The 21988-nt window shown below is 72.3% G+C and carries 19 protein-coding genes and 1 riboswitch; of the genes, 14 read left to right on the top strand and 5 right to left on the bottom strand.

The window, feature by feature from the left end:
- Positions 1-3: 3 nt before the first annotated feature.
- The 3 genes from ACIQKA_RS14580 to ACIQKA_RS14590 all read left to right on the top strand — a co-directional run bounded on the left by ACIQKA_RS14580 (position 4) and on the right by ACIQKA_RS14590 (position 3444).
- The gene (locus ACIQKA_RS14580) at positions 4-1422 is read left to right on the top strand and encodes a sensor histidine kinase (RefSeq protein WP_402541104.1); all 1419 of its coding nucleotides are present in this window, start codon (positions 4-6) and stop codon (positions 1420-1422) included.
- Positions 1419-2066 carry a response regulator gene (locus tag ACIQKA_RS14585; RefSeq protein ID WP_402541106.1) on the top strand — a complete coding sequence of 216 codons (648 nt, stop codon included), beginning with the start codon at positions 1419-1421 and terminating at the stop codon, positions 2064-2066. The genes ACIQKA_RS14580 and ACIQKA_RS14585 overlap by 4 nt, the downstream gene beginning before the upstream one ends.
- A gap of 139 nt (positions 2067-2205) precedes the next feature.
- Positions 2206-3444, top strand: coding sequence for a hypothetical protein (locus tag ACIQKA_RS14590; protein WP_402541108.1), 1239 nt, complete (start codon positions 2206-2208; stop codon positions 3442-3444).
- Between the two features lie 24 nt (positions 3445-3468).
- Here the strand turns inward: ACIQKA_RS14590 and glgX are convergent, their stop codons facing one another.
- The gene (glgX, locus tag ACIQKA_RS14595; RefSeq protein ID WP_391093173.1) at positions 3469-5670 is read right to left on the bottom strand and encodes a glycogen debranching protein GlgX; all 2202 of its coding nucleotides are present in this window, start codon (positions 5668-5670) and stop codon (positions 3469-3471) included.
- A gap of 164 nt (positions 5671-5834) precedes the next feature.
- Between glgX and ACIQKA_RS14600 the strand changes: the two genes are divergently transcribed.
- The 5 genes from ACIQKA_RS14600 (at position 5835) to ACIQKA_RS14620 (ending at position 10660) form a co-directional block, all read left to right on the top strand.
- Positions 5835-7052, top strand: a complete 1218-nt coding sequence (locus tag ACIQKA_RS14600) for an Ig-like domain-containing protein (RefSeq protein ID WP_383436445.1) — start codon at positions 5835-5837, stop codon at positions 7050-7052.
- Positions 7053-7245: 193 nt separating this feature from the next.
- Entirely contained in the window at positions 7246-8508 is a 1263-nt protein-coding gene (locus tag ACIQKA_RS14605; protein WP_383159243.1) for an Ig-like domain-containing protein, read from the top strand.
- An 84-nt stretch (positions 8509-8592) separates the two neighbouring features.
- Complete coding sequence (locus tag ACIQKA_RS14610; RefSeq protein ID WP_383159245.1) at positions 8593-9360, top strand: enoyl-CoA hydratase/isomerase family protein; 768 nt, start codon at positions 8593-8595, stop codon at positions 9358-9360.
- A gap of 92 nt (positions 9361-9452) precedes the next feature.
- Positions 9453-9971 carry an ATP-binding protein gene (locus ACIQKA_RS14615; protein WP_402541111.1) on the top strand — a complete coding sequence of 173 codons (519 nt, stop codon included), beginning with the start codon at positions 9453-9455 and terminating at the stop codon, positions 9969-9971.
- Positions 9972-10444: 473 nt separating this feature from the next.
- Complete coding sequence (locus tag ACIQKA_RS14620; RefSeq protein WP_015036303.1) at positions 10445-10660, top strand: EF-hand domain-containing protein; 216 nt, start codon at positions 10445-10447, stop codon at positions 10658-10660.
- 107 nt (positions 10661-10767) lie between these two features.
- On the opposite strand, the gene ACIQKA_RS14625 is transcribed toward ACIQKA_RS14620, so the two are convergent.
- The 4 genes from ACIQKA_RS14625 to gcvT all read right to left on the bottom strand — a co-directional run bounded on the left by ACIQKA_RS14625 (position 10768) and on the right by gcvT (position 15181).
- On the bottom strand, positions 10768-12138 hold the full coding sequence (locus tag ACIQKA_RS14625; protein WP_383449089.1) for an L-serine ammonia-lyase: 1371 nt from the start codon (positions 12136-12138) through the stop codon (positions 10768-10770).
- Between the two features lie 159 nt (positions 12139-12297).
- Positions 12298-13566 (bottom strand): serine hydroxymethyltransferase, encoded by a 1269-nt coding sequence (gene glyA / locus ACIQKA_RS14630; protein ID WP_383157566.1) that lies wholly within the window; start codon positions 13564-13566, stop codon positions 12298-12300.
- Positions 13567-13598: 32 nt separating this feature from the next.
- A complete protein-coding gene (gene gcvH, locus ACIQKA_RS14635) occupies positions 13599-13979 on the bottom strand; it encodes a glycine cleavage system protein GcvH (protein WP_030218599.1) in 381 nt (126 codons plus the stop codon).
- Between the two features lie 77 nt (positions 13980-14056).
- Positions 14057-15181 (bottom strand): glycine cleavage system aminomethyltransferase GcvT, encoded by a 1125-nt coding sequence (gcvT, locus tag ACIQKA_RS14640; RefSeq protein ID WP_383157568.1) that lies wholly within the window; start codon positions 15179-15181, stop codon positions 14057-14059.
- A 168-nt stretch (positions 15182-15349) separates the two neighbouring features.
- Positions 15350-15464: riboswitch (glycine riboswitch) on the bottom strand.
- 151 nt (positions 15465-15615) lie between these two features.
- Here gcvT and ACIQKA_RS14645 point away from each other — a divergent pair.
- The 6 genes from ACIQKA_RS14645 to ACIQKA_RS14670 all read left to right on the top strand — a co-directional run bounded on the left by ACIQKA_RS14645 (position 15616) and on the right by ACIQKA_RS14670 (position 21984).
- Complete coding sequence (locus ACIQKA_RS14645) at positions 15616-16278, top strand: AAA family ATPase (RefSeq protein WP_402541114.1); 663 nt, start codon at positions 15616-15618, stop codon at positions 16276-16278.
- A 125-nt stretch (positions 16279-16403) separates the two neighbouring features.
- On the top strand, positions 16404-17144 hold the full coding sequence (locus tag ACIQKA_RS14650; protein ID WP_383157572.1) for an enhanced serine sensitivity protein SseB: 741 nt from the start codon (positions 16404-16406) through the stop codon (positions 17142-17144).
- A gap of 118 nt (positions 17145-17262) precedes the next feature.
- Positions 17263-18033, top strand: coding sequence for an enhanced serine sensitivity protein SseB C-terminal domain-containing protein (locus tag ACIQKA_RS14655; protein ID WP_383157575.1), 771 nt, complete (start codon positions 17263-17265; stop codon positions 18031-18033).
- Between the two features lie 230 nt (positions 18034-18263).
- The gene (locus tag ACIQKA_RS14660) at positions 18264-19934 is read left to right on the top strand and encodes an ABC transporter substrate-binding protein (protein WP_383157576.1); all 1671 of its coding nucleotides are present in this window, start codon (positions 18264-18266) and stop codon (positions 19932-19934) included.
- 89 nt (positions 19935-20023) lie between these two features.
- Positions 20024-21028, top strand: coding sequence for an ABC transporter permease (locus tag ACIQKA_RS14665; protein WP_383157579.1), 1005 nt, complete (start codon positions 20024-20026; stop codon positions 21026-21028).
- A 2-nt stretch (positions 21029-21030) separates the two neighbouring features.
- Positions 21031-21984 carry an ABC transporter permease gene (locus tag ACIQKA_RS14670; RefSeq protein WP_383157581.1) on the top strand — a complete coding sequence of 318 codons (954 nt, stop codon included), beginning with the start codon at positions 21031-21033 and terminating at the stop codon, positions 21982-21984.
- The last annotated feature ends 4 nt before the right edge of the window (positions 21985-21988 follow it).

Raw genomic sequence — 21988 nt, forward strand, 5'->3', positions numbered from 1 at the left:
CCGATGCCGACCACCGTCGAGGAACGCCGGCGCCAGTTCTTCCGCTGGGGGCCGTACGGGCTGCTCGGCATCGCCACCGCGATCGCCGGGGCGGCCGCGGGGACGCTGATGGACCGCACGGAGACGCTGACCGCCGGCGCCCTGGTGGCCGTCGCCCTCCTCCTCCACCTGCTGTGGGACCGCCGCTGCGCGCGCTTCGCCGCGACCCACGGTCGAACGCCCGGACGTCCCGGCACCGGGGTCGTACGGGGGAAGCCGGAGCCCGTACGGGGGGAGCCGGGGCCTGCGCCCGGCGTCGCGGAAGAGACCGCCCCCGACCCCGACGCCGGCCCGGAAGACCCCGCCCCGGAAGCCCCCGCCCCCCTCCTCGTCCCCGGTGCGCCCGGCCCCGCCTCCACCGTGTACTTCGGCCTTCGTGCCGCCCTCGCCTTCGCCCTGACCTGGCTCAACCCCTTCTTCGCGGTCTACGCCTGCGTCGGCTACTTCGACGCCGTCCACCTGCTGCCCCGCCGGCTCGCCCGCGCCGGGCTCCTCCTCGTCGCCGTCACGATGGCCGGGTCCCAGTCCGGTGGTCTGCCGCCCGCCTCCCTCATGCAGTGGCTCGCCTTCGGCGGCCTGTTCGCCCTGAACGCCTGCCTCGTCGTCGGCCTCTCCCACCTCACCGAGAAGGACGCCGAGAAGGCCGCCGAGCGGGCCGCCACCATCGCGGAGCTCGGCCGCGCCAACCGGCGCCTCGAACAGGCCCTCGCCGAGAACGCCGCCCTCCACGCCCAACTCCTCCTCCAGGCGAGGGAGGCCGGGGTCGCCGACGAGCGGCGGCGGCTGGCCGCCGAGATCCACGACACCATCGCCCAGGGCCTCACCGGGGTCGTCACCCAGCTCCAGGCCGCCTCCGCCACCCCCGACCGGGACCGTGCCGAGGTCCACCTGAGGCGCGCCGCCGACCTCGCCCGGCACGGCCTCGGCGAGGCCCGCCGCTCCGTGCGGAACCTGAGCCCCGTCGCCCTGGAGCACGACGCCCTCCCCGGCGCCCTGCGCAAGACCGTCGAGGAGTGGGCCGAACGCACCGGCGTCGACACCCGGTTCACCGTCACCGGCACCGAGGCCCCGCTCCACGACGAGGTCGCCGCCACCCTGCTGCGGATCGCCCAGGAGGCCCTGTCCAACACCGCCCGGCACTCCGGGGCCGCCCGGGCCGGCGTCACCCTCTCCTACATGGGCGACGAGATCACCCTGGACGTACGGGACGACGGCCGCGGCTTCGACCCGCTCGCCCGGCCCGAACGGGACGGCTCCGGCGGCGGGTTCGGGCTCGACGGCATGCGGGCCCGCGCCGAGCGCCTCACCGGGACCGTCACCGTCGAGACCGCCCCCGGCGAGGGCACGGCGGTCTCCGCCCGCGTACCGTTGGCCACACCATGACCGACATCACCCTGCTGATCGTCGACGACCACCCCGTCGTACGGGACGGCCTGCGCGGCATGTTCGCCGCCCAGGGCTCCGGCTTCCGCGTCCTCGGCGAGGCCCCCGACGGCGTCCGGGGCGTCGAACTCGCCCTGGAACTCGACCCCGACGTGGTCCTCATGGACCTGCGGATGCCGGGCGGCGGCGGTGTCGACGCCATCGCCGCGCTCGCCCGGCACGGCGCCCGCGCCCGGGTCCTCGTGCTCACCACGTACGACACGGACACCGACACCCTCCCGGCGATCGAGGCCGGCGCCACCGGCTACCTCCTCAAGGACGCCCCGCGCGAGGAGCTGTTCGCGGCCGTGCGGGCCGCCGCCGGGGGCCGTACCGTCCTCTCCCCGGCCGTGGCCTCCCGGCTCGTCACCGCCGTCCGCACCCCCGCCGCCCCGCCCGCCGACACCACCCTCTCCGCGCGCGAGGCCGAGATCCTCGCCCTCGTCGCCCGGGGCACCGCCAACCGCGCCATCGCCGCCGAACTCTTCATCAGCGAGGCCACCGTCAAGACCCACCTCACCCACATCTACGCCAAGCTGGGCGCGAAGGACCGGGCGGCGGCCGTCGCCGCCGGGTACGAGCGGGGGATCCTGGGCCGCTCCTGAGCCCCGCGACCCCCTCGCGCGGCGGCGCGGCCGTGCGCCGGGCCGCGCCGACCGGGCCGTGGAAACCGGTGGTCGGCCGCCCGGGACCGGACCGTAGGATCCCTTCCCCGTACATCGATCATGGGGTGGGAAGAACGACATGGGACTCTCCGGGAGATTCCGTACGGCGGCCGTCACGCTGCCGCTGCTGCTCGCGGCCGTCGGCTGCCAGACGGCCGGCACGGGGGAGGAGCTGGCCGCGAAGGCGGCCCCGCCGACCGGGAAGCCGGTCTTCGAGGAGCGGCTCGACGACCAGCTGGCCGCCGCCTCGCGGGCCACCGCCGCGACCGGTTCCGCCCGCTTCACCGCCACCCTCGCCTACGGCTCGGCCGGCGGCACCGCCGTGGAGCGGGTCACCGGTGTCCTCGACTACGCGCGGGACACCGCCCGCGTGGAACGCTCCGTGGACGTGCCGCGCGGCTTCCCCGGGGCGGCGGCGGCCGACCTCGGCCGCGAGCCGGGGGACCGGGCCCGCCAGGTCTACGCCGTGGAGAGGAACGACGTCTCCTACCGGACCTCCCGGGGCACCTGGCTGCGCTACGCCGCCTCCGGCTCCATGGAGTTCGCCGACAGCGTCGGCACCTTCATGGAGTACGCGGGCGAGGCGGCCCCCTGGGGGCGCACCCTCGCCGAGGTCGTGCGCCACGCGAACCCCGAGCGGCAGCCCGTCCCCACTCCGGACGGCGGGCGCCGGTACGAGGTCGACGTCCACGTCCGGGGCGCGGCGGAGGCCCTGCCGCACTCCCTGGCGTACGCGTTCGTCGGCACGAAGGCGGCCGACGAGGTCCCGCTGACCGTGGTCCTCGACGAGGACGGGCGGCTGCTGCGGGCGGAGGCCGACTACGGGTCGGTGCTGGGCACCCTCCGCGGGCAGGGGATCCTCCGGGGGGTCACCTCGCTGCGCGCCGAGTACGTCCTGACCGGGCACGGCGGGCAGAAGGTCCCGCCGGTGCCCGCCGGGGAGCCCGTGGAGGACGCCGAGCGGGTCACCGTCACCCTGCCCGCCCTGAAGGCCGGCGCCTGCGCCTCCCACGACACCGGCCTGGGCCACCTGTCCCTGGTCCGCCCCGTGCCCTGCGGCAAGGACGCGGACCTGCGGGTCTTCGGCCAGGAGCGGATCGACGAGACCTTCGAGGGCCGGGACCCGTCGGGGGTCGGCGACCGGCTCGCGTCCGAGCGGTGCGAGAAGGCCCACCGGAAGGCGCCCGCCGCCTGGACCTCCGGCGGACGGCCCTCCGGCCGGTACTGGGTGTCGGGGAACGAGAGCCTCGCCTTCACCTACGACGGCCCCGAAGCCACCGTCACCGGCGACTTCACCTGCTACGTCAGGCTCCGCTGACCTCCGGCGCCCCCGCCCCCGGCCTCATCTCGACACCCGCAGCAGCACCACCGACCGGGCCCCCACCGTGAGCACCTCCCCGCCCCGGTGGACCGTGCCCGGCGGGCCGGACTGGTCCTCGCGGGCCGTGTCCACGACCAGTTCGTACGTCTCCGCCCACGGCGGGCCCGGGAGCCGGAAGTCCAGGGGGCGGTGGTCGGAGTGCAGGACGGCGAGGAAGCTGTCGTCGGTGATCCGCTCGCCCCGCGCGTCCCGGCCCGGGATGTCCCGGCCCGACAGGTAGAGGCCGAGCGTCCCCGTCCGCGCGTACCAGTCGCCCTCCGTCATCTCGGTCCCCCCGGCCGTGAACCAGGCCAGGTCCCGCAGCCCGTCCGCCCGCTGCGGCCGGCCGGAGAAGAAGGCCCGGCGGCGCAGCACCGGGTGCCGGTGGCGCAGCGCGAGGAGCCGCCGGGACAGGGCGAGCAGCTGGGCCCGGCCGGGGTCCTCCGGCAGCGACCAGTCGAGCCAGCCGATCTCGTTGTCCTGGCAGTACGCGTTGTTGTTGCCGCCCTGGGTGCGGCCCATCTCGTCGCCGGAGACCAGCATCGGAACCCCGGTCGACAGGAGCAGGGTGGTGAGCAGGTTGCGCTGCTGGCGCAGCCGCAGCGCCCCGGTCTCCGGGTCGTCGGTCTCGCCCTCCGCGCCGCAGTTCCAGGAGCGGTTGTCGTGGGTGCCGTCCCGGTTGCCCTCGCCGTTGGCCTCGTTGTGCTTCCGCTCGTACGTGACGAGGTCCCGCAGGGTGAAGCCGTCGTGGGCGGTGACGAAGTTGACCGAGGCGTACGGCCGGCGCCCGCCCCAGGCGTACAGGTCGCTGGAGCCGGACAGCCGGTAGCCGAGGTCCCGCACGTCCGGCAGCGCCCCGCGCCAGAAGTCCCGCACGGCGTCCCGGTAGCGGTCGTTCCACTCGGTCCACAGCGGCGGGAAGGCCCCCACCTGGTAACCGCCGTTGCCCACGTCCCAGGGCTCCGCGATCAGCTTCACCCGGCGCAGCACCGGGTCCTGGGCGATGACCGCGAGGAAGGGGGAGAGCATGTCGACGTCGTGGAAGGAGCGGGCGAGCGCCGCCGCCAGGTCGAAGCGGAAGCCGTCGACCCCCATCTCCGTCACCCAGTAGCGCAGGCTGTCGGTGATCAGCCGCAGCACCTGCGGCTGCACCACGTGCAGGGTGTTGCCGCAGCCCGTGTAGTCGGCGTACCGGCGGGCGTCGGACTGGAGCCGGTAGTAGCCCCGGTTGTCGATGCCCTTCAGGGAGAGGGTCGGGCCCAGCTCGCCCGCCTCCGCCGTGTGGTTGTAGACCACGTCGAGGATGACCTCGATCCCCGCCGCGTGCAGCGCCCGCACCATCTTCTTGAACTCGCCGACCTGCTGCCCGGCCGTCCCCGAGGAGGAGTAGCCGGCGTGCGGCGCGAAGTAGCCGACGGAGTTGTACCCCCAGTAGTTGCGCAGGCCCCGCCGCAGCAGGTGGTCCTCGTGCGCGAACTGGTGCACCGGCAGCAGCTCCACCGCCGTCACCCCCAGCCGTACGAGGTGGTCGACCGCGGCCGGGTGCGCGAGGCCCGCGTACGTGCCGCGCAGGTGCTCGGGGATGCCCGGGTGCAGCTTCGTGAAGCCCTTGACGTGCACCTCGTAGATGACCGAGTCCTGCCAGGGCGTCTTGGGCCTGCGGTCGTCGGACCAGTCGTCGTCGTCGTGGACGACGACCCCCTTGGGGACGTGCGGGGCGGAGTCCCGCTCGTCGCGGACGGTGTCGGCCACGTGCTGCTGCGGCCAGTCCCGCACGTGCCCGTACACCTCGGGCGGCAGGGAGAACTCGCCGTCGACGGCCCGCGCGTACGGGTCGAGGAGCAGCTTCGCCGGGTTCCACCGGGCGCCCGTCCACGGGTCCCAGCGGCCGTGCACCCGGTAGCCGTACCGCTGCCCCGGGCCGGTCCCGGGCACGAAGCCGTGCCAGATCTCGTGGGTCAGCTCGGTCAGCGCCAGCCGCGTCTCCGTCCCGTCCGGGTCGAAGAGGCACAGCTCGACGGCCTCCGCCCCGCCCGCCCACAGGGCGAAGTTGGTACCCGCGACCCCGCCGGGCCCGACCCGGCAGCGGGCGCCCAGGGGCGTCGGCGCCCCCGGCCACACGGGCGGCCCCGCCCGCTCCAGGGCACGCTGCTGTACCGCCTCCTGCTCGGCTGCGCTCGCCACCGTCCGGCCTCCCGCGGCTCCGTCGGGTCCGCACGCGGGGAGCGGTGGCGTCCCGGCCACCGCTCCCCGCGCGAGGTTCTCCCCCTGTTCTGCCCGCACGGCCGTGCTCCCAACATGGCCCGCACGCACGTTTCCCCTGGAGGGTGGCCGTCGTTGGGCCGGGCGTGAGATCTGTGTGGAAGAGGGCGGGGCGCGTCCTCGCGGTGGCGGGACTGCTGGCGGGCCTCGTGGGCTGCACCGGAGCGGACGGCGGCGGGGGCGTCGACCTCTCCCCGCCGGGCAGGGGACGGGCCCCCGGCGACGTCATCCGGGTCACCCCGGAGGACGGCAGCCGCGCGGTCCCGACCGGAGGGCCGGTCGAGGTGCGGGTGGACGGCGGACGGCTCGAACGGGTGAGCGTCGCCCGGGTGGAGGACGGCCGGCGGACCGAGGTCGCCGGGGAGGTCTCCGCCGACGGGCTGCGCTGGCGGCCGTCGGCCCCCGGCCGGCTCGCGCCCGCCGCCAAGTACAGCGTGGACGCCGTCGCGCTCGACGCGCACGGGCGCCGCTCGGCCCGCCACACCACCTTCAGCACCGTGGTGCCCGAGTCCCGCTTCATCGGCTACTTCGCGCCGGAGAACCGCTCCACGGTCGGCACCGGCATGATCGTCTCCTTCACCTTCAGCCGGCCCGTCGAGAACCGGGCCGCGGTCGAGCGCGCCGTCCGGATCACCTCGGACCCGCCGGTGGAGGTCTCCGGCCACTGGTTCGGCAAGGAGCGGCTCGACTTCCGCCCGGAGCGGTACTGGGCCGCCGGCACCCGGGTCACCGTCGACATCGGCCTGCGGGACGTCGAGGGGGCGCCCGGCGTGTACGGGATCCAGCGGAAGAGGGTCGGCTTCACCGTCGGCCGCTCCCAGGTCTCCGTCGTGGACGCCGCCGCGCACACCATGGAGGTCCGCAGGGACGGCGAGGTCCTGGCCACCCTGCCGGTCACCGCGGGAGCGCCGAAGACCACCACGTACAACGGGAAGATGGTCGTCACCGAGCTGTACGACGTGACCCGGATGAACGGCGCCACCGTCGGCTTCGGCGGCGAGTACGACATCAAGGACGTGCCGCACGCGATGCGGCTCACCGAGTCCGGGACCTTCCTGCACGGCAACTACTGGGCCCCGCCCGAGACCTTCGGCACCGCCAACGTCAGCCACGGCTGCGTGGGGCTCCGGGACGAGAAGGGCGGCAGCGAGCGCTCGCCCGCGGGCTGGTTCTTCGACCGGACCCTCGTCGGCGACGTGGTGGAGGTGGTCAACTCCCGCGACCGGAAGGTCGCCCCCGACAACGGGCTCGGCGGCTGGAACACGGACTGGAAGAGCTGGAAGGCCGGCTCCGCGCTCCGCTGAACCCCGTCGCTCCCGTCGCCCCCGCCACCCCCGCCGCTTCCGTCGTTCCCGCACGTCGATCGGGACGGAACGGTGACATGGGCGTGGATCTTTCGTGTCCTGCGGTGTGATTATCTAGCGCCGTGTGCGCGAGTGAATGCGCACGGGGGTGGGGCCGTGGCGTTGCCGGGCCGTGCGAGGGGAGACGACCACAGTGAACGGGCAGCCGATATCGGGGGCACCGGCGGGGACCACGGGGAGGGGCCGGCGACGCGGGGGCGTCCGGTTCCGGGCCCTGGCGGCGGGGGCGCTGCTCCTGGTGCTCACCGCCTGCGGCGGGGGCGGCGGGGACACCGCCGCCGGCGGCGCGAAGGGCCCGCAGGCCCAGGACGCCGGCCGACAGGACAACACGGCCTCCCAGGCCGTCGTGACGATCCTTCCGAAGGACGGCGCCGACTCGGTCGCCACCAGCGGCGCCCTCAAGGTGACCGCCCAGCAGGGCAAGCTGACCACGGTCACGGTCGCCGACTCCAAGGGCACCGCGGTCGAGGGCGAGATCGCGGCGGACGGCGCGAGCTGGCAGCCGACCGCGCACCTGGCCGGGGGCACCCAGTACAAGGTGCACGCCGTCGCGAAGGACGCCGACGGCCGCGAGTCGGCGAAGGACACCACCTTCACGACCCTGGTCCCGAAGAACACCTTCCTCGGCCACTACACGCCGGAGGACGGCTCGACCGTCGGCGTCGGCATGCCGGTCTCCATCAACTTCACCCGGGGCATCACCGATCCCGAGGCCGTCGAGAAGGCCATCAAGGTGACGGCCGAGCCGTCGGTCCCGATCGAGGGCCACTGGTTCGGCAACGACCGCCTCGACTTCCGCCCCGAGCAGTACTGGGCGGCCGGCACCAAGGTGACGGTCCACCTGAACCTGGACGGCGTCGAGGGCCGCCCCGGCGTCTACGGCAAGCAGAAGAAGACCGTCACCTTCACCATCGGCCGCCGCCAGGTCTCCACCGTCGACGCCGCCGCCAAGACGATGAAGGTCGAGCGCGACGGGAAGATCGTCAAGACGCTGCCGATCACCGCGGGCGCGCCGTCCACGACCACGTACAACGGTCAGATGGTCATCAGCGAGAAGTACAAGGTGACCCGGATGAACGGCGCCACCGTCGGCTTCGGCGGCGAGTACGACATCAAGGACGTGCCGCACGCGATGCGCCTGTCCACCTCGGGCACCTTCGTGCACGGCAACTACTGGGCCCCGAAGAGCACCTTCGGCTCGCAGAACGTCAGCCACGGCTGCGTCGGCCTCTCGGACACCCGGGGCGCGGGGGACGGCTCGACGCCGGCCGCCTGGTTCTACGACAGCTCGATCATCGGTGACGTGGTCGTCGTGAAGAACTCCAAGGACAAGCAGATCAAGCCGGAGAACGGCCTCAACGGCTGGAACATGCCGTGGTCGGAGTGGACCGCCTAGGCGGTCCGGCGCTTCTCGGCGGGGCCCGGTGCTGTGAGCAACAGCACCGGGCCCGTCGTCGTCGACGACCCCTAACCTTCTCCCATGACTGTGAACCTCGAAGTCGCCGAAGGCGTCGGCACGATCCGCCTCGACCGCCCCCCGATGAACGCCCTGGACGTCGCCACGCAGGACCGGCTGCGCGAGCTCGCCCAGGAGGCGACCGACCGCGACGACGTGCGGGCCGTGGTCCTGTACGGCGGCGAGAAGGTGTTCGCGGCCGGCGCGGACATCAAGGAGATGCAGGTCATGGACCACGTGGCCATGGTCAAGCGCTCGCGCGCCCTCCAGGACGCCTTCACCGCCGTCGCCCGCGTCCCCAAGCCGGTCGTCGCCGCGATCACCGGCTACGCGCTCGGCGGCGGCTGCGAGCTGGCGCTCTGCGCCGACTACCGGATCGCCGCCGACAACGCCAAACTCGGCCAGCCCGAGATCCTGCTCGGCCTGATCCCGGGCGCGGGGGGCACCCAGCGCCTCTCCCGCCTCGTCGGCCCTTCCCGGGCCAAGGACCTCATCTTCACCGGCCGGATGGTGAAGGCGGACGAGGCCCTCTCCCTCGGCCTGGTCGACCGGGTCGTCCCGGCCGCCGAGGTGTACGAGCAGGCGCACGCGTGGGCCGCGAAGCTGGCGCAGGGCCCGGCCGTCGCCCTGCGGGCCGCGAAGGAGGCGATCGACCAGGGCCTGGAGACCGACATCGACACCGGTCTGGCCGTCGAGCGCACCTGGTTCGCCGCCCTGTTCGCCACCGAGGACCGGGAGCGCGGGATGCGCAGCTTCGTCGAGGAGGGCCCGGGGAAGGCGAAATTCGGCTGACCTGACCGAAAGCGACCCGAAGACGGGTCCGCGGGGGCCCGCCGGGGGGTCGATTCCGGCGGAACGGCCCCCGCGGGCCGCTCCGTGCGGCCATGATGGGGGGCATGGCGGGCCTGGAGGGTAGGGAACGACCACGGCAGCGCGCGAGCGCCGCCGCGGAGCGGTGGTCACTGACCGCGGAGGACCAACAGGCCGCTGAAGCAGTGGAGTTGTACGGAAATCCGGCGGAGGGCGACGTCCGGTTGCCGTCCCGGCCCGAGTCCGCGTGGGTGGCCCGCAGACTCACGCAGCACGTGCTGATGCGCCAGTGGGCGCTGGGGCCGCAGCTCACCGAGCACGCGGTCCTCCTGGTCTCGGAGCTGGTGGGCAACGCCGTCCGGCACACCGGCGCCCGGGTCTTCGCGCTCCGCTTGCAGAAGGGCCGGGGCCGGATCAGGGTCGAGGTGCGCGACCCCTCGCGCGGGCTGCCCTGTCTGATGCCGGTGCACGAGCTGGACACGAGCGGCCGGGGGCTCTTCCTCGTCGACAAGCTGGCGGACCGCTGGGGCGTGGACCTGGCGCCGCGCGGCAAGACGACCTGGTTCGAGATGCGGGTCGCGGACCGCCCGTGACCTCCGCCCCGCGGCGGCCCGGCCCCGGACGCACGGAAGCCCCCGTGCGCCGTGGTGGGGCGAGCTGGGGGCTTTCGTGTGATGCGCCGTGGACGGGGGGGTGTATCCACGGCCGCCTTGTCGACCTGGCCCGGGTCAATGGGGGTCGTGTCAACGACTATGTCAGACAAGTGCCCGCATCACCAAAAGTCCCTAGCGGGGCAAAAACGGGCAAACGTGAACACTTTAACTGTGAATCGTTGGTGACATGTGGCACCTGCCTTGTAAACAGTGAATGACTATGCGGTTCATGGCGTGTTTCCCGGGGTCGTCCGCATGTTGGACGACCGACATCGGTGGACGAAAACCCCCGGACCACCCCAACCGGTGCCGAGGGGCCCGGCGACCCCTTCCGCCGGGACCACCCGCGGCGGGCGGGGGCGGGACGGCTAATCTGACCCCCGTCAGACAAGCACCATGAAGGGGCGGAAACAGTGGCGGACATCGAGTCGGCACGCACGGCATTCAACCGGTACGACGTGGACGGGGACGGCTTCATCACCGCCGCGGAGTACAAGAGCGTGATGGCGCAGCTGGGCGACTTCAACGTCACCGAGACGGTCGCCGAGGCGCTCATCAAGCAGCGCGACGACAACGGCGACGGCCGGCTGTCGTGGGACGAGTTCTGGTCGCACCTCAGCAAGGCCTGACCCGCCCGCCCGGACGGGCCGCGCGACCCCCGGTCGCCGCCCGTCCGGGCCCCGGCCCGCCGGACCGGCCCCCGGGGCGTGTCCGGCGGATCAGGGCCGGACGCGTCCTAGCACTCGATGATGTTCACCGCGAGGCCGCCCCGGGCCGTCTCCTTGTACTTCACGCTCATGTCGGCGCCCGTCTCCTTCATGGTCTTGATGACCTTGTCCAGGGAGACCAGGTGGCTGCCGTCGCCGCGCATCGACATCTTCGCCGCCGTGACGGCCTTGACCGCCGCCATGCCGTTGCGTTCGATGCACGGGATCTGGACCAGGCCGCCGACCGGGTCGCAGGTCAGGCCCAGGTTGTGCTCCATGCCGATCTCGGCCGCGTTCTCCACCTGCTCCGGGGAGCCGCCCAGGACCTCGGCCAGGGCGCCCGCCGCCATCGAGCAGGCCGAGCCGACCTCGCCCTGGCAGCCGACCTCGGCGCCGGAGATCGAGGCGTTCTCCTTGAACAGCATGCCCACCGCGCCGGCCGCGAGGAGGAAGCGGACCACGCCGTCCTCGTCCGCGCCCGGGACGAAGTTCATGTAGTAGTGCAGCACGGCGGGGATGATGCCGGCCGCGCCGTTCGTCGGGGCGGTGACCACCCGCCCGCCCGCCGCGTTCTCCTCGTTCACCGCCATCGCGTACAGGGTGATCCACTCCATGGCGTGCGCCGCCGGGTCGCCCTCGGAACGCAGCTTGCGGGCGGAGTTCGCCGCGCGCCGGCGCACCTTCAGGCCGCCGGGCAGGATGCCCTCGCGGGACATGCCGCGCGAGACGCAGGACTGCATGACCCGCCAGATCTCCAGCAGGCCCGCGCGGATCTCCTCCTCGGTGCGCCAGGCCTTCTCGTTCTCCAGCATCATCGCGGAGATCGACAGACCGCTCTCCTTCGCCAGGCGGAGCAGCTCGTCGCCGGTGCGGAAGGGGTACTTCAGGACCGTGTCGTCCGGCACGATCGGGTTCTCGCCGGCCACCGCGTCCTCGTCGACGACGAAGCCGCCGCCCACCGAGTAGTACGTCTTCTCCAGGACGAGTGCGCCCTCCGCGTCGTACGCGAAGACCGTCATGCCGTTGGCGTGGTACGGGAGCGCCTTGCGCCGGTGCAGGACCAGGTCGGCGTCGAAGTCGAAGGGGATCTCGTGGGCGCCGAGCAGGCTGATCCGGCCGCTCGCCCTGATCCGCTCGAACTCCTCGTCCGCGTGCTCGACGTCCACCGTGCGGGGCGAGTTCCCCTCCAGGCCGAGCAGGACGGCCTTGGGGGTGCCGTGGCCGTGGCCGGTGGCGCCCAGCGAGCCGTACAGCTCCGCCCGCACCTTCGCCGTGTGGGCCAGCAGGCCCTCGTTCTTCAGCCGGCGGGCGAACATCCGGGCCGCGCGCATGGGGCCCACCGTGTGGGAGCTCGACGGGCCGATGCCGATCGAGAACAGGTCGAAGACCGAGATGGCCACGGGAGGACTCCTTGTGGGGCTGGACGTCGTTGTCTGCCGGGGTGGTGCAGAGAAGGCGTGGGGGCGGGGGACATGGGTCGGGGCACCGCGCCCGTTGTTCCAGTGTGCGCGGTGCCCCGGATGTCCGTACGAACAAAAGCGTACGAAATTACTTCGGTATCACTTCAGGCCGGGGTACAGCGGGTGCTTGTCCGCCAGGGCGGTCACCCGGGCCTTGAGGGCCTCGGCCTTCTCGGCGTCGAAGCCCGGCTTCAGGGTCTCGGCGATGACGTCCGCGACCTCGCGGAAGTCCTCGGCCCCGAAACCGCGGGTCGCGAGCGCCGGCGTGCCGATGCGCAGGCCCGAGGTGACCATCGGGGGACGCGGGTCGTTCGGGACCGCGTTCCGGTTGACCGTGATGCCGACCTCGTGGAGCCGGTCCTCGGCCTGCTGGCCGTCCAGCTCCGAGTCGCGCAGGTCGACCAGGAGCAGGTGCACGTCCGTGCCGCCGGACAGGACCGAGACGCCGTGGGCCTTCACGTCGTCCTGGACCAGGCGCTCGGCGATGATCCGGGCGCCGTCCAGGGTGCGCTGCTGGCGCTCCTTGAACTCCTCCGAGGCCGCGACCTTGAAGGAGACGGCCTTGGCCGCGATCACGTGCTCAAGGGGGCCGCCCTGGAAGCCCGGGAAGACGGAGGAGTTCAGCTTCTTCGCGAACTCCTTCTTCGCCAGGATGATGCCGCCGCGCGGGCCGCCGAGCGTCTTGTGCGTGGTGGAGGTCACCACGTCCGCGTGCTCGACCGGGTTCGGGTGCAGACCGGCGGCGACCAGGCCGGCGAAGTGGGCCATGTCGACCCACAGGTAGGCGCCGACCTCGTCCGCGATCCGGCGGAACTCGGCGAAGTCGAGCTGGCGCGGGTACGCCGACCAGCCCGCGATGATCACCTTCGGGCGGTGCTCCTTGGCCAGGCTCTCGACCTCGGCCATGTCGACCAGGCCGGCCTCGTCCACGTGGTACGCGACCACGTCGAACTGCTTGCCGGAGAAGTTCAGGCGCATGCCGTGGGTGAGGTGGCCGCCGTGGGCCAGGTCCAGGCCCAGGATCGTGTCGCCCGGCTGGGCGATCGCGAAGAGGGCGGCCTGGTTCGCGGAGGCGCCGGAGTGCGGCTGGACGTTGGCGTACTCGGCGCCGAACAGGTCCTTGATCCGGTCGATGGCGATCTGCTCGGCCACGTCGACGTGCTCGCAGCCGCCGTAGTAGCGGCGGCCCGGGTAGCCCTCGGCGTACTTGTTGGTGAGGACGGAGCCCTGCGCCTCCATGACCGCGACCGGAGCGAAGTTCTCCGAGGCGATCATCTCGAGGGTGGACTGCTGGCGGCGGAGCTCGGCGTCGACGGCGGCGGCGACGTCGGGGTCCAGCTCGTGGAGGGGAGTGTTCAGAAGCGACATGAATCGATCCCTAAGGGGTTTCGGGCCCGGTCTCAGTTCCCGGCGGAGAACGCGGCGTACTCGTCGGCGGTGAGCAGGTCGTCCGGTTCACCCGCGACGCGCACCTTGAACAGCCAGCCACCCTCGAACGGAGCCGTGTTCACCAGGGACGGGTCGTCCACCACGTCCTGGTTGGCGGCGACGACCTCGCCCGAGACGGGGGAGTACAGGTCGCTCACGGACTTCGTCGACTCCAGCTCGCCGCAGGTCTCGCCCGCGGTGACGGTGTCGCCGACCTCGGGGAGCTGGGCGTAGACGACGTCACCGAGCGCGTTGGCCGCGAACTCCGTGATGCCGACGGTCGCGACGCCGTCCTCGGCGTCCGACAGCCACTCGTGCTCCTTGGTGTACCGCAGCTGCTGGGGGTTGCTCATGACCTGATTCTCCTGGATCGGGGGAGTGCTGATGAACGTCGGTCTTGCGGGGTGAGACGCGCGGTGGGACGACTTCGTCACTTCTGGCGCTTGTAGAACGGCAGCGCCACGACCTCGTACGGCTCGTGGGTGCCCCGGATGTCCACACCTACACCCTGGGTGCCGGGCTCCGCGTGCGCCGCGTCCACGTAGGCCATCGCGATCGGCTTTCCGAGCGTCGGGGACGGGGCCCCGGAGGTGACCTCGCCGACGACCTCGCCGTCCTTGACGACGGAGAACCCGGCGCGCGGGACCCGGCGGCCCTCGGCGACCAGGCCGACCAGCCTGCGCGGCGGGGCGGTCTCGGCGCGCTCGGCGGCCTTCTCCAGGGCCTCGCGGCCGACGAAGCGGCCCTCGTTCGTCGTCTTCTCGAACTTCACGACCCGGCCGAGACCGGCGTCGAAGGGCGTCAGGGAGGTGGTCAGCTCGTGGCCGTACAGCGGCATGCCCGCCTCCAGGCGGAGCGTGTCGCGGCAGGACAGGCCGCAGGGGATCAGGCCGACGCCCTCGCCCGCCCCGGTGAGCGCCCTCCACACGCCCTCGGCGTGCTCCGGCTTCAGGAAGAGCTCGAAGCCGTCCTCGCCGGTGTAGCCGGTGCGGGCGATCAGCGCGGGCACGCCCGCGACCGTGCCCGGCAGGCCGGCGTAGTACTTCAGGCCGTCCAGGTCGGCGTCGGTGACCGACTTCAGGATGCCGGGGGACTCCGGGCCCTGGACCGCGATCAGGGCGTACGCGTCGCGGTCGTCGCGGACCTCGGCGTCGAAGCCGGCCGCGCGCTCGGTGAGGGCGTCCAGGACGGTCTGGGCGTTGGAGGCGTTGGCCACCACCATGTATTCGGTCTCGCCCAGGCGGTAGACGATCAGGTCGTCCAGGATGCCGCCGTCCTCGCGACAGATCATCGTGTACCGGGCGCGGCCCGTGCCCACCGTGGAGATGTTGCCGACCAGGGCGAAGTCGAGCAGCTCGACGGCCTGCGGTCCGGTGACGGTGATCTCGCCCATGTGGGAGAGGTCGAAGAGGCCGGCCCGGGTGCGGACCGCGGTGTGCTCGTCGCGCTCGCTGCCGTACCGCAGCGGCATGTCCCAGCCGGCGAAGTCGGTCATGGTCGCGCCCAGGGAGCGATGCAGCGCATCGAGGGCGGTGAGGCGGGGGGCAGAGGTCATGGGGTGGCTCCCGGGTCCCAAGGGCGTTCGGTGACGAAGACATGACGGGCGAGGACGTCCTCCCCATCTGTCATGGAACCTGAGAGGTTCACCGGGGGCATCTCGTCACCGAGATCCCGGCTTGCACCTTGGGTGGGGACACCGGGGTGTCCCGCTTTTCAGATCTGCCTCATCCACGCGGTACGGGGCCTGAGAGATTCAAGGGAGGGTCTTGCTCCTTCGGCGCCCGGACGCACCGGGTGGTCACCCACTCCGTGGTCCGGAACTCTCCCGCGCGGATTCGAACGGCCGGTATGCGGTTGTACAGGCGACCGTGGGCGCCTGGCGCGCACATCATTGCACGCGGTGTCGGCACGGCAAATCGCTTGTGCCCCATTACCGTTTCTTTACACTTCTTGGGAAGGGTCTCCTGAGGCCCGGCAGGGGGAGAGGCGATGACGTTCCAGCACACCGGCGCGTATCCGGCGAGTACGGGCATACCGTCTCCACGGGCCCGCGCCCGGACCCGGGGCCGGGTCCGGGCGCTGCGGGACCTGCGCGAGCGCGGCGGCCGGGGCCCCCGCGCCCTCGTGTACGCGGCCGGGGACCTCGTGGTCGTCTCCGGGCTGCCCGGCAGCGGCAAGTCCACCCTGATGAGGCGGACCGCCGGGGGCCGGGGCATCGACTCCCAGGACGCCCGGGAGCGCTGGGAGGCCCGGATGCCCCGCCTCCTGCCGTACGCCCTCTACCGCCCCCTGGTCCGGATCGCGCACTACGCCGGGCTGCGCCGCGCCCTGCGCTCCGGCGCGAGCGTGGTCGTGCACGACTGCGGCACCCAGTCCTGGGTGCGCGGCTGGCTCGCCCGCGAGGCCCGCCGCCGGGGGAGCGACCTGCACCTGGTCCTCCTCGACGTCACCCCGGACACCGCCAGGGCCGGACAGCACGCCCGGGGCCGGGGCGTCTCCGCGTACGCCTTCGCCCGGCACCGGCGCGCGGTCGGCCGGCTGCTGCGGGCCGCGGAGACCGGCCGGCTCCCGCACGGCTGCGCCTCGGCGACCCTGCTCGACCGGGACGCCGCCGACACCCTCCGGACGATCGCCTTCGGGGAGGCGGTCTGACCCCCCGCATGGCGCGTCCGGAGCGCCCGTACCCTTCTCTTCCGGCCACGGCCGCTCCGGGGCGGCGTTAGGGTGCTGCCGGGCGGCCGGGTACGGCAGGCCGGGCGGAGAAGGGGAACGGGACCGTGGACGTGACGTGGCCGGGCAACGAGCTCGAAGAGGTCCTTGCCGCCTCGCTCGGCAATCCCGGGGCGGGCGGCCGCCTCGTCGAGGTGCTGGGCCGCAGCCCGGTCTGGATCCCGCTGCCCAACGGCGGCGGACCCGACAGCACCGACCTGGACCTCGCCACCATGGAGATCGACGGCGCGGCCTACGTCCCCGTCTTCAGCTCCGAGCAGCAGTTCCGCGCCTGCGCGGGCGGCCACATGTCCTTCGCCGTCGCCCCCGCGCGCGACTTCGCCCGCGGCCTGCCCCCGCAGCTCGGCATCGCCGTGAACCCCGGCGGCACCGTCGGCGTCCCGCTGCCCCCGCCCGCCGTCGCCGAGCTCTGCCGCGTCGGCCGGACCCCGCTCGACGGCCCCGCGTCCGGCGGCCGCGTCCGGCTCTTCGAGCCCGACTGGCAGGACGACCCCGTCGACTTCCTCGCCGCGGCCTCCGCCGAGTTCGAGGCCACCGGCGTCGTCACCAGCGCCCGCCGGGCCCTCGCCAGCGTCGAGGGCACCGAGCCGGCCCTCTTCATCGGCGTCCGGCTCTCCCGCTGGGAGGGCCCCGACCGCACCGCGCCCCTGGACGCCCTCGGCCGGGCCCTCGGCCGCGTCGAGGTCGCCTGGCCGGTCAACCTGATCCTGCTCGACATGGCGCAGGACCCGGTGGGCGACTGGATGGTGGAGCGGGTCCGCCCCTTCTACCGGCGCGCCGCCGTGTGAGCGGCACCCTGTTCGGGGCCCGCCCGGCGGGCCGGGCCCTAAGCTGAACCGACTCGACGGCCGCACCTGACCCGGCGGCCGCACAGACGTGGTGGACGGAAGAGGGGCGGGACCCAGGGTGAGTGCGTCAGGCACCGCTGCGGCCGGTCAGGTCGAGCACATGCTGCGCCAGGTGGCGCCCGGACGCTACGACGCGTACGAGCGGCTGCTGCACGCCCTCGCCGACGGCGAGCTCCGGATGCTGCTCTGGCAGGGCTCGCCCGGCTCGCCCGACGCCCAGTACGGGAACATGGAGGTCGAGGGCTTCGGCTACGCGCCCTGCGTCACCTCCGACCAGGAGCTCGCCGCCTCCGGCTGGAACCGCGGCCACGAGCGGGTCACCGGCCGCGAGATCGCCCGCGCCCTCTACCCCGACCGCTGGGGCGTCTGGCTGAATCCGCACGCCCCCGGCGGCGGCGTCGGCATCCCCTGGGCCGATCTGCGCCGGATCGCCACCGGTCTCGACCGGATGCCCGCCGGACCGCTGCGCGTCACCGAGCCTGCCCTGGAGATCCCGCAGTTCTACGCCCTGATCACGCAGAACGCGCACCGCACCCCGGCCGTCCGGGCGCTGCGCCGCGGCTGGGTGCAGCCCGCGCTCGGCTCCCCGTACCTGGTCATCGGGCTCGACCTGTACGACACCTCCCCGGCGGCCGTCGACGCGGTCCGGTCGATGATGCGCCAGTCCATCGGCTCCGTCCCCGACGGGCTGCCCGTCTCGACGGTCGCCCTCTCCGACGCGTACGACCCGGTGGCGCTCTGGCTGCGGGCGAACGCGCGCCCCTTCTACGACCGCGAGGCGCACGCCGCCCCGCCTGCCCCGGGATACGGCTATCCGCCCCGAGCGTGACCGGAAGACCGGGATGGCCGATCTGTCCGGTCGTGACACCTCCCGTTAACTCGCCCGCACGCCAGGGGCGTTCGCCCAGGCCACGCACTTGTCCCGGAACTGCCCGGTTTGGCAAGTGTCCGGGTCTCGACTAGGTATCACCGTTATCCGGACTGTTCTCCAGCTCGTTGCCCGTGGGTAGTGTTCGGCCGGTCAAGACCTCTCCACACGGCTGATCCTGGGGTGGCCCCATGCGAATATTCAATTCCCGTACCGTTCGGGCGATCACGGTGGTGGCTGCCGCCGCGCTCGTCGCGACGGGCTGCTCCAGCGAGCGCGGAAAGGACGGCGCGAAGGGCGGTGCGAAGGACACCTTCGTGTTCGCCGGCGCCGGTGACCCCGGTTCCCTGGACCCCGCCCTCGCGAGCGACGGCGAGACCTTCCGGGTGACCCGGCAGGCCTTCGAAGCACTCCTGGAGCACGAGTCGGGAGGCAGCAAGCTCGTCGGCGGCCTCGCCGAGACGTGGTCCGCCAACCCCGCCGGCACGGTGTGGACGTTCAACCTGCGCAAGAACGTGAAGTTCCACGACGGCGAGGCGTTCAACGCCGCCGCCGTCTGCGCGAACTACGACCACTGGTTCAACTGGAAGGGCACCTACCAGTCCAGCTCGGTCTCGTACTACTGGCAGTCCATCATGGGCGGCTTCGCGAAGAACGAGGACGCCGAGGCGCCGAAGCCCAACTACAAGTCCTGCACGGCGAAGGACGAGAACACCGCGGTCATCGAGGTCAACGAGCCCTCCGCGCAGCTCCCCGGCGGCTTCTCCCTCCAGGCCCTCGCGATCCACTCGCCGAAGGCGCTCAAGGAGTACGAGAAGCAGGACGCCTCCGCCAAGGGCGACGCCATCACGTACCCCAAGTACAGCCAGGAGGCCGGCACGGTCGCCGGCACCGGTCCGTACAGGATCACGAAGTGGAACAAGGGCAACAAGGAAGTCACCCTGGAGCGCTTCGACGACTACTGGGGCGACAAGGCCAAGGTGAAGAACCTGGTCTTCCGCACGATCGACACCGAGGAGGGCCGCCGCCAGGCGCTCCAGGCCGGTGACATCGACGGCTACGACCTGGTGTCGCCCGCGGACGTGAAGACCCTGGAGAAGGAGGGGTACAACGTCCCGACGCGCGACGTCTTCAACCTCTTCTACGTCGGCATGAGCCAGGAGAAGAACGCGGCGCTGAAGAAGCCCGCGGTCCGCCAGGCCATCGCCCACGCCATCGACCGCGAGAACCTCGTGAAGACCCAGCTGCCCGAGGGCGGCAAGGTGGCCACGCAGTTCATGCCCGACACCATCGCGGGCTACTCGGACAAGGTGAAGGCGTACGCGTTCGACACCAACAAGTCCAAGGAGCTCCTGAAGAGCGCCGGCGAGTCCGCCCTCAAGGTCGAGTTCTGCTACCCGACCGAGGTCACCCGCCCGTACATGCCCGCTCCGCAGGACATGTTCGAGCTGATGAAGGCCGACCTGGAGAAGGCCGGCGTCACCGTCACCCCGAAGCCGATGAAGTGGGCCCCGGACTACCTGGACGCCACCGAGGCCGGCTCGTGCGACCTGCACATGCTCGGCTGGACCGGTGACTTCAACGACGGCTTCAACTTCATCGGCACCTGGTTCGCCGGGTACGACAAGCAGTGGGGCTTCAAGGAGCCGAAGGTCTTCGACGCCGTGAACGGCGCCTCCAAGATCGCCGACCCGGTCAAGCGCGTCGAGGCCTACAAGGCGGCCAACGAGGCGATCATGGAGTACCTGCCGGGCCTCCCGATCTCCTCCTCGCCCCCGGCCATCGCGTTCGGCAAGAACGTCAACCCGCCGAAGGTCTCCCCGCTGACGCAGGAGAACTTCGCCGAGGTCTCCTTCAAGTAATCGCCACCCGAGCGGGATTCGCCCGGCCACGTCGGACGTGGCCGGGCGGATCCCGCTTCTCACGCACACGCAAGAAAGGGGCACGCGGGGTGCTGCGACTCGTCGTACGAAGACTGCTACAGCTCATACCCACCCTGCTCGGCCTGTCGGTTCTGCTCTTCCTCTGGCTGAACCGGCTGCCCGGCGGACCCGCCTCAGCGATCCTGGGCGAGCGGGCGACCGAAGCCGAAGTGGCACGCATCAACCGGGCGCTGGGACTCGACCAGCCCGTCTGGGTGCAGTACGGCCGCTTCCTCAAGCGGATCCTGGACCTGGACCTCGGCACCTCCACCCAGACCGGACAGCCGGTGTGGGACGAGTTCGCGCTGCGCTTCCCGGCCACCGTGGAACTCGGCGTCGCCGCCATCCTCATCGCCGTCGTCGCCGGCATCCCGCTCGGCTACCTCGCGGCCAAGCGCCGCGGCGGCTGGCTCGACGTCGCCTCGGTCTCCGGATCGCTCGTCGGCATCTGCATCCCGGTGTTCTTCCTCGCCATGATCCTCAGGGGCCTCCTCGCCGTCGAACTGGGCGTCTTCCCGAGCTACGGCCGGCTCTCCACCGGCCTCGACGCGACCAGCGTCACCGGGTTCGCCGTCCTCGACGGTCTCCTCACCGGGGAGCTCGACGCGTCCTGGGACGCGATCATGCACCTGGTCCTGCCGGCCGTCACCCTCGCCTCCATCCCGCTCGCCGTCATCGTCCGGATGACCCGCGCCAGCGTGCTCGAAGTGCTCGGCGAGGACTACATCCGCACCGCCGAGTCCAAGGGCCTGGGGAAGAACGTCGTCCGCGTCCGCCACGTGCTGCGCAACGCGCTCCTCCCGGTGATCACCGCGATCGGCCTGCTCACCGGCAGCCTCCTCTCCGGGGCGGTCCTCACCGAGTCGGTCTTCTCCTTCGGCGGCATCGGCTCCTTCATCCGCACCTCCATCGACGCCCGCGACTACCCGGTGCTCGTCGGCTTCATCATGTTCATCGCGATGGTGTACGTCCTCATCAACCTGCTGGTCGACCTGGCGTACAGCCTCATTGACCCGAGAGTGCGGGTGCACTGACCGTGAGCACCAAGACAGAGAAGATCGACCGCCTCGCGGCGCTCACCCAGCGGAACGAGGCCACCGTCGGCGCCAGCCTGTGGCGCGAGGCCTTCCGGCGCCTGCGGGCGAACAAGATGGCCGTCATCGGCGCCGTCGTCATCGCGCTGTTCGCCCTGATCGCCGTCGTCGGCCCCTGGTTCGCGCCCTACTCGCCGACCGCGCAGACCTGGCGCGGCGAAGTCTTCGCCAACCAGGGCAAGTTCGTCGGCATGCGGGGCGAGAACTGGTTCGGCCTCGACCACCTGGGCCGCGACCTGTTCTCCCGGATGCTCGTCGGCGCCCGGCAGACCCTCCTCGTCGGCGTGGTCTCGATGCTCATCGGCCTGGTCGTCGGCGCGCTGGTCGGCATGCTCTCCGGCGCCGCCGCGACCCTCGGCGGCAAGCCGGGCCAGCGGATCGACACCGTCGTGATGCGCTTCATCGACATCATGCTGTCCCTGCCGTCGCTGCTCCTCGCGGTCTCGATCGCCGCGGTCATGGGCCAGTCCCTGACCACGGTGATGATCGCCGTCGGCGTCGTCCAGATCCCGATCTTCGCCCGCCTGCTGCGCGGTTCGATGCTCGCCCAGGGCGGCGCGGACTACGTGCTCGCCGCGAAGGCCCTCGGCGTGCGGAAGAAGCGGATCGTCGTCACGCAGATCCTGCCGAACTCGCTGAGCCCCGTCATCGTGCAGGCGACGCTCAGCCTCGCCACCGCCATCATCGAGGCCGCGGCCCTCTCCTACCTGGGCCTCGGCAACCCCGACCCGGCGATCCCGGAGTGGGGCGTCATGCTCTCCCAGGCGCAGCGGTTCTTCGACAACGAGCCGATGATGGCCGTCTACCCGGCGGTCGGGATCATCATCACCGCCCTCGGCTTCACCCTCCTCGGCGAGGCCATGCGCGAAGCCCTCGACCCGAAGCTGCGAGGCTGAAGTC

Source organism: Streptomyces sp. NPDC092045, assembly GCF_044756005.1.
Taxonomy (GTDB): Bacteria; Actinomycetota; Actinomycetes; order Streptomycetales; family Streptomycetaceae; genus Streptomyces.

Coding starts and splice junctions, on each gene's coding strand:
- ACIQKA_RS14645 (WP_402541114.1), top strand. CDS start 15,616: ATGACGTTCCAGCACACCGGCGCGTATCCGGCGAGTACGGGCATACCG.
- gcvH (WP_030218599.1), bottom strand. CDS start 13,979: ATGAGCAACCCCCAGCAGCTGCGGTACACCAAGGAGCACGAGTGGCTG.
- ACIQKA_RS14610 (WP_383159245.1), top strand. CDS start 8,593: ATGACTGTGAACCTCGAAGTCGCCGAAGGCGTCGGCACGATCCGCCTC.
- ACIQKA_RS14590 (WP_402541108.1), top strand. CDS start 2,206: ATGGGACTCTCCGGGAGATTCCGTACGGCGGCCGTCACGCTGCCGCTG.
- glyA (WP_383157566.1), bottom strand. CDS start 13,566: ATGTCGCTTCTGAACACTCCCCTCCACGAGCTGGACCCCGACGTCGCC.
- ACIQKA_RS14660 (WP_383157576.1), top strand. CDS start 18,264: ATGCGAATATTCAATTCCCGTACCGTTCGGGCGATCACGGTGGTGGCT.
- gcvT (WP_383157568.1), bottom strand. CDS start 15,181: ATGACCTCTGCCCCCCGCCTCACCGCCCTCGATGCGCTGCATCGCTCC.
- ACIQKA_RS14580 (WP_402541104.1), top strand. CDS start 4: ATGCCGACCACCGTCGAGGAACGCCGGCGCCAGTTCTTCCGCTGGGGG.
- ACIQKA_RS14615 (WP_402541111.1), top strand. CDS start 9,453: ATGATGGGGGGCATGGCGGGCCTGGAGGGTAGGGAACGACCACGGCAG.
- ACIQKA_RS14585 (WP_402541106.1), top strand. CDS start 1,419: ATGACCGACATCACCCTGCTGATCGTCGACGACCACCCCGTCGTACGG.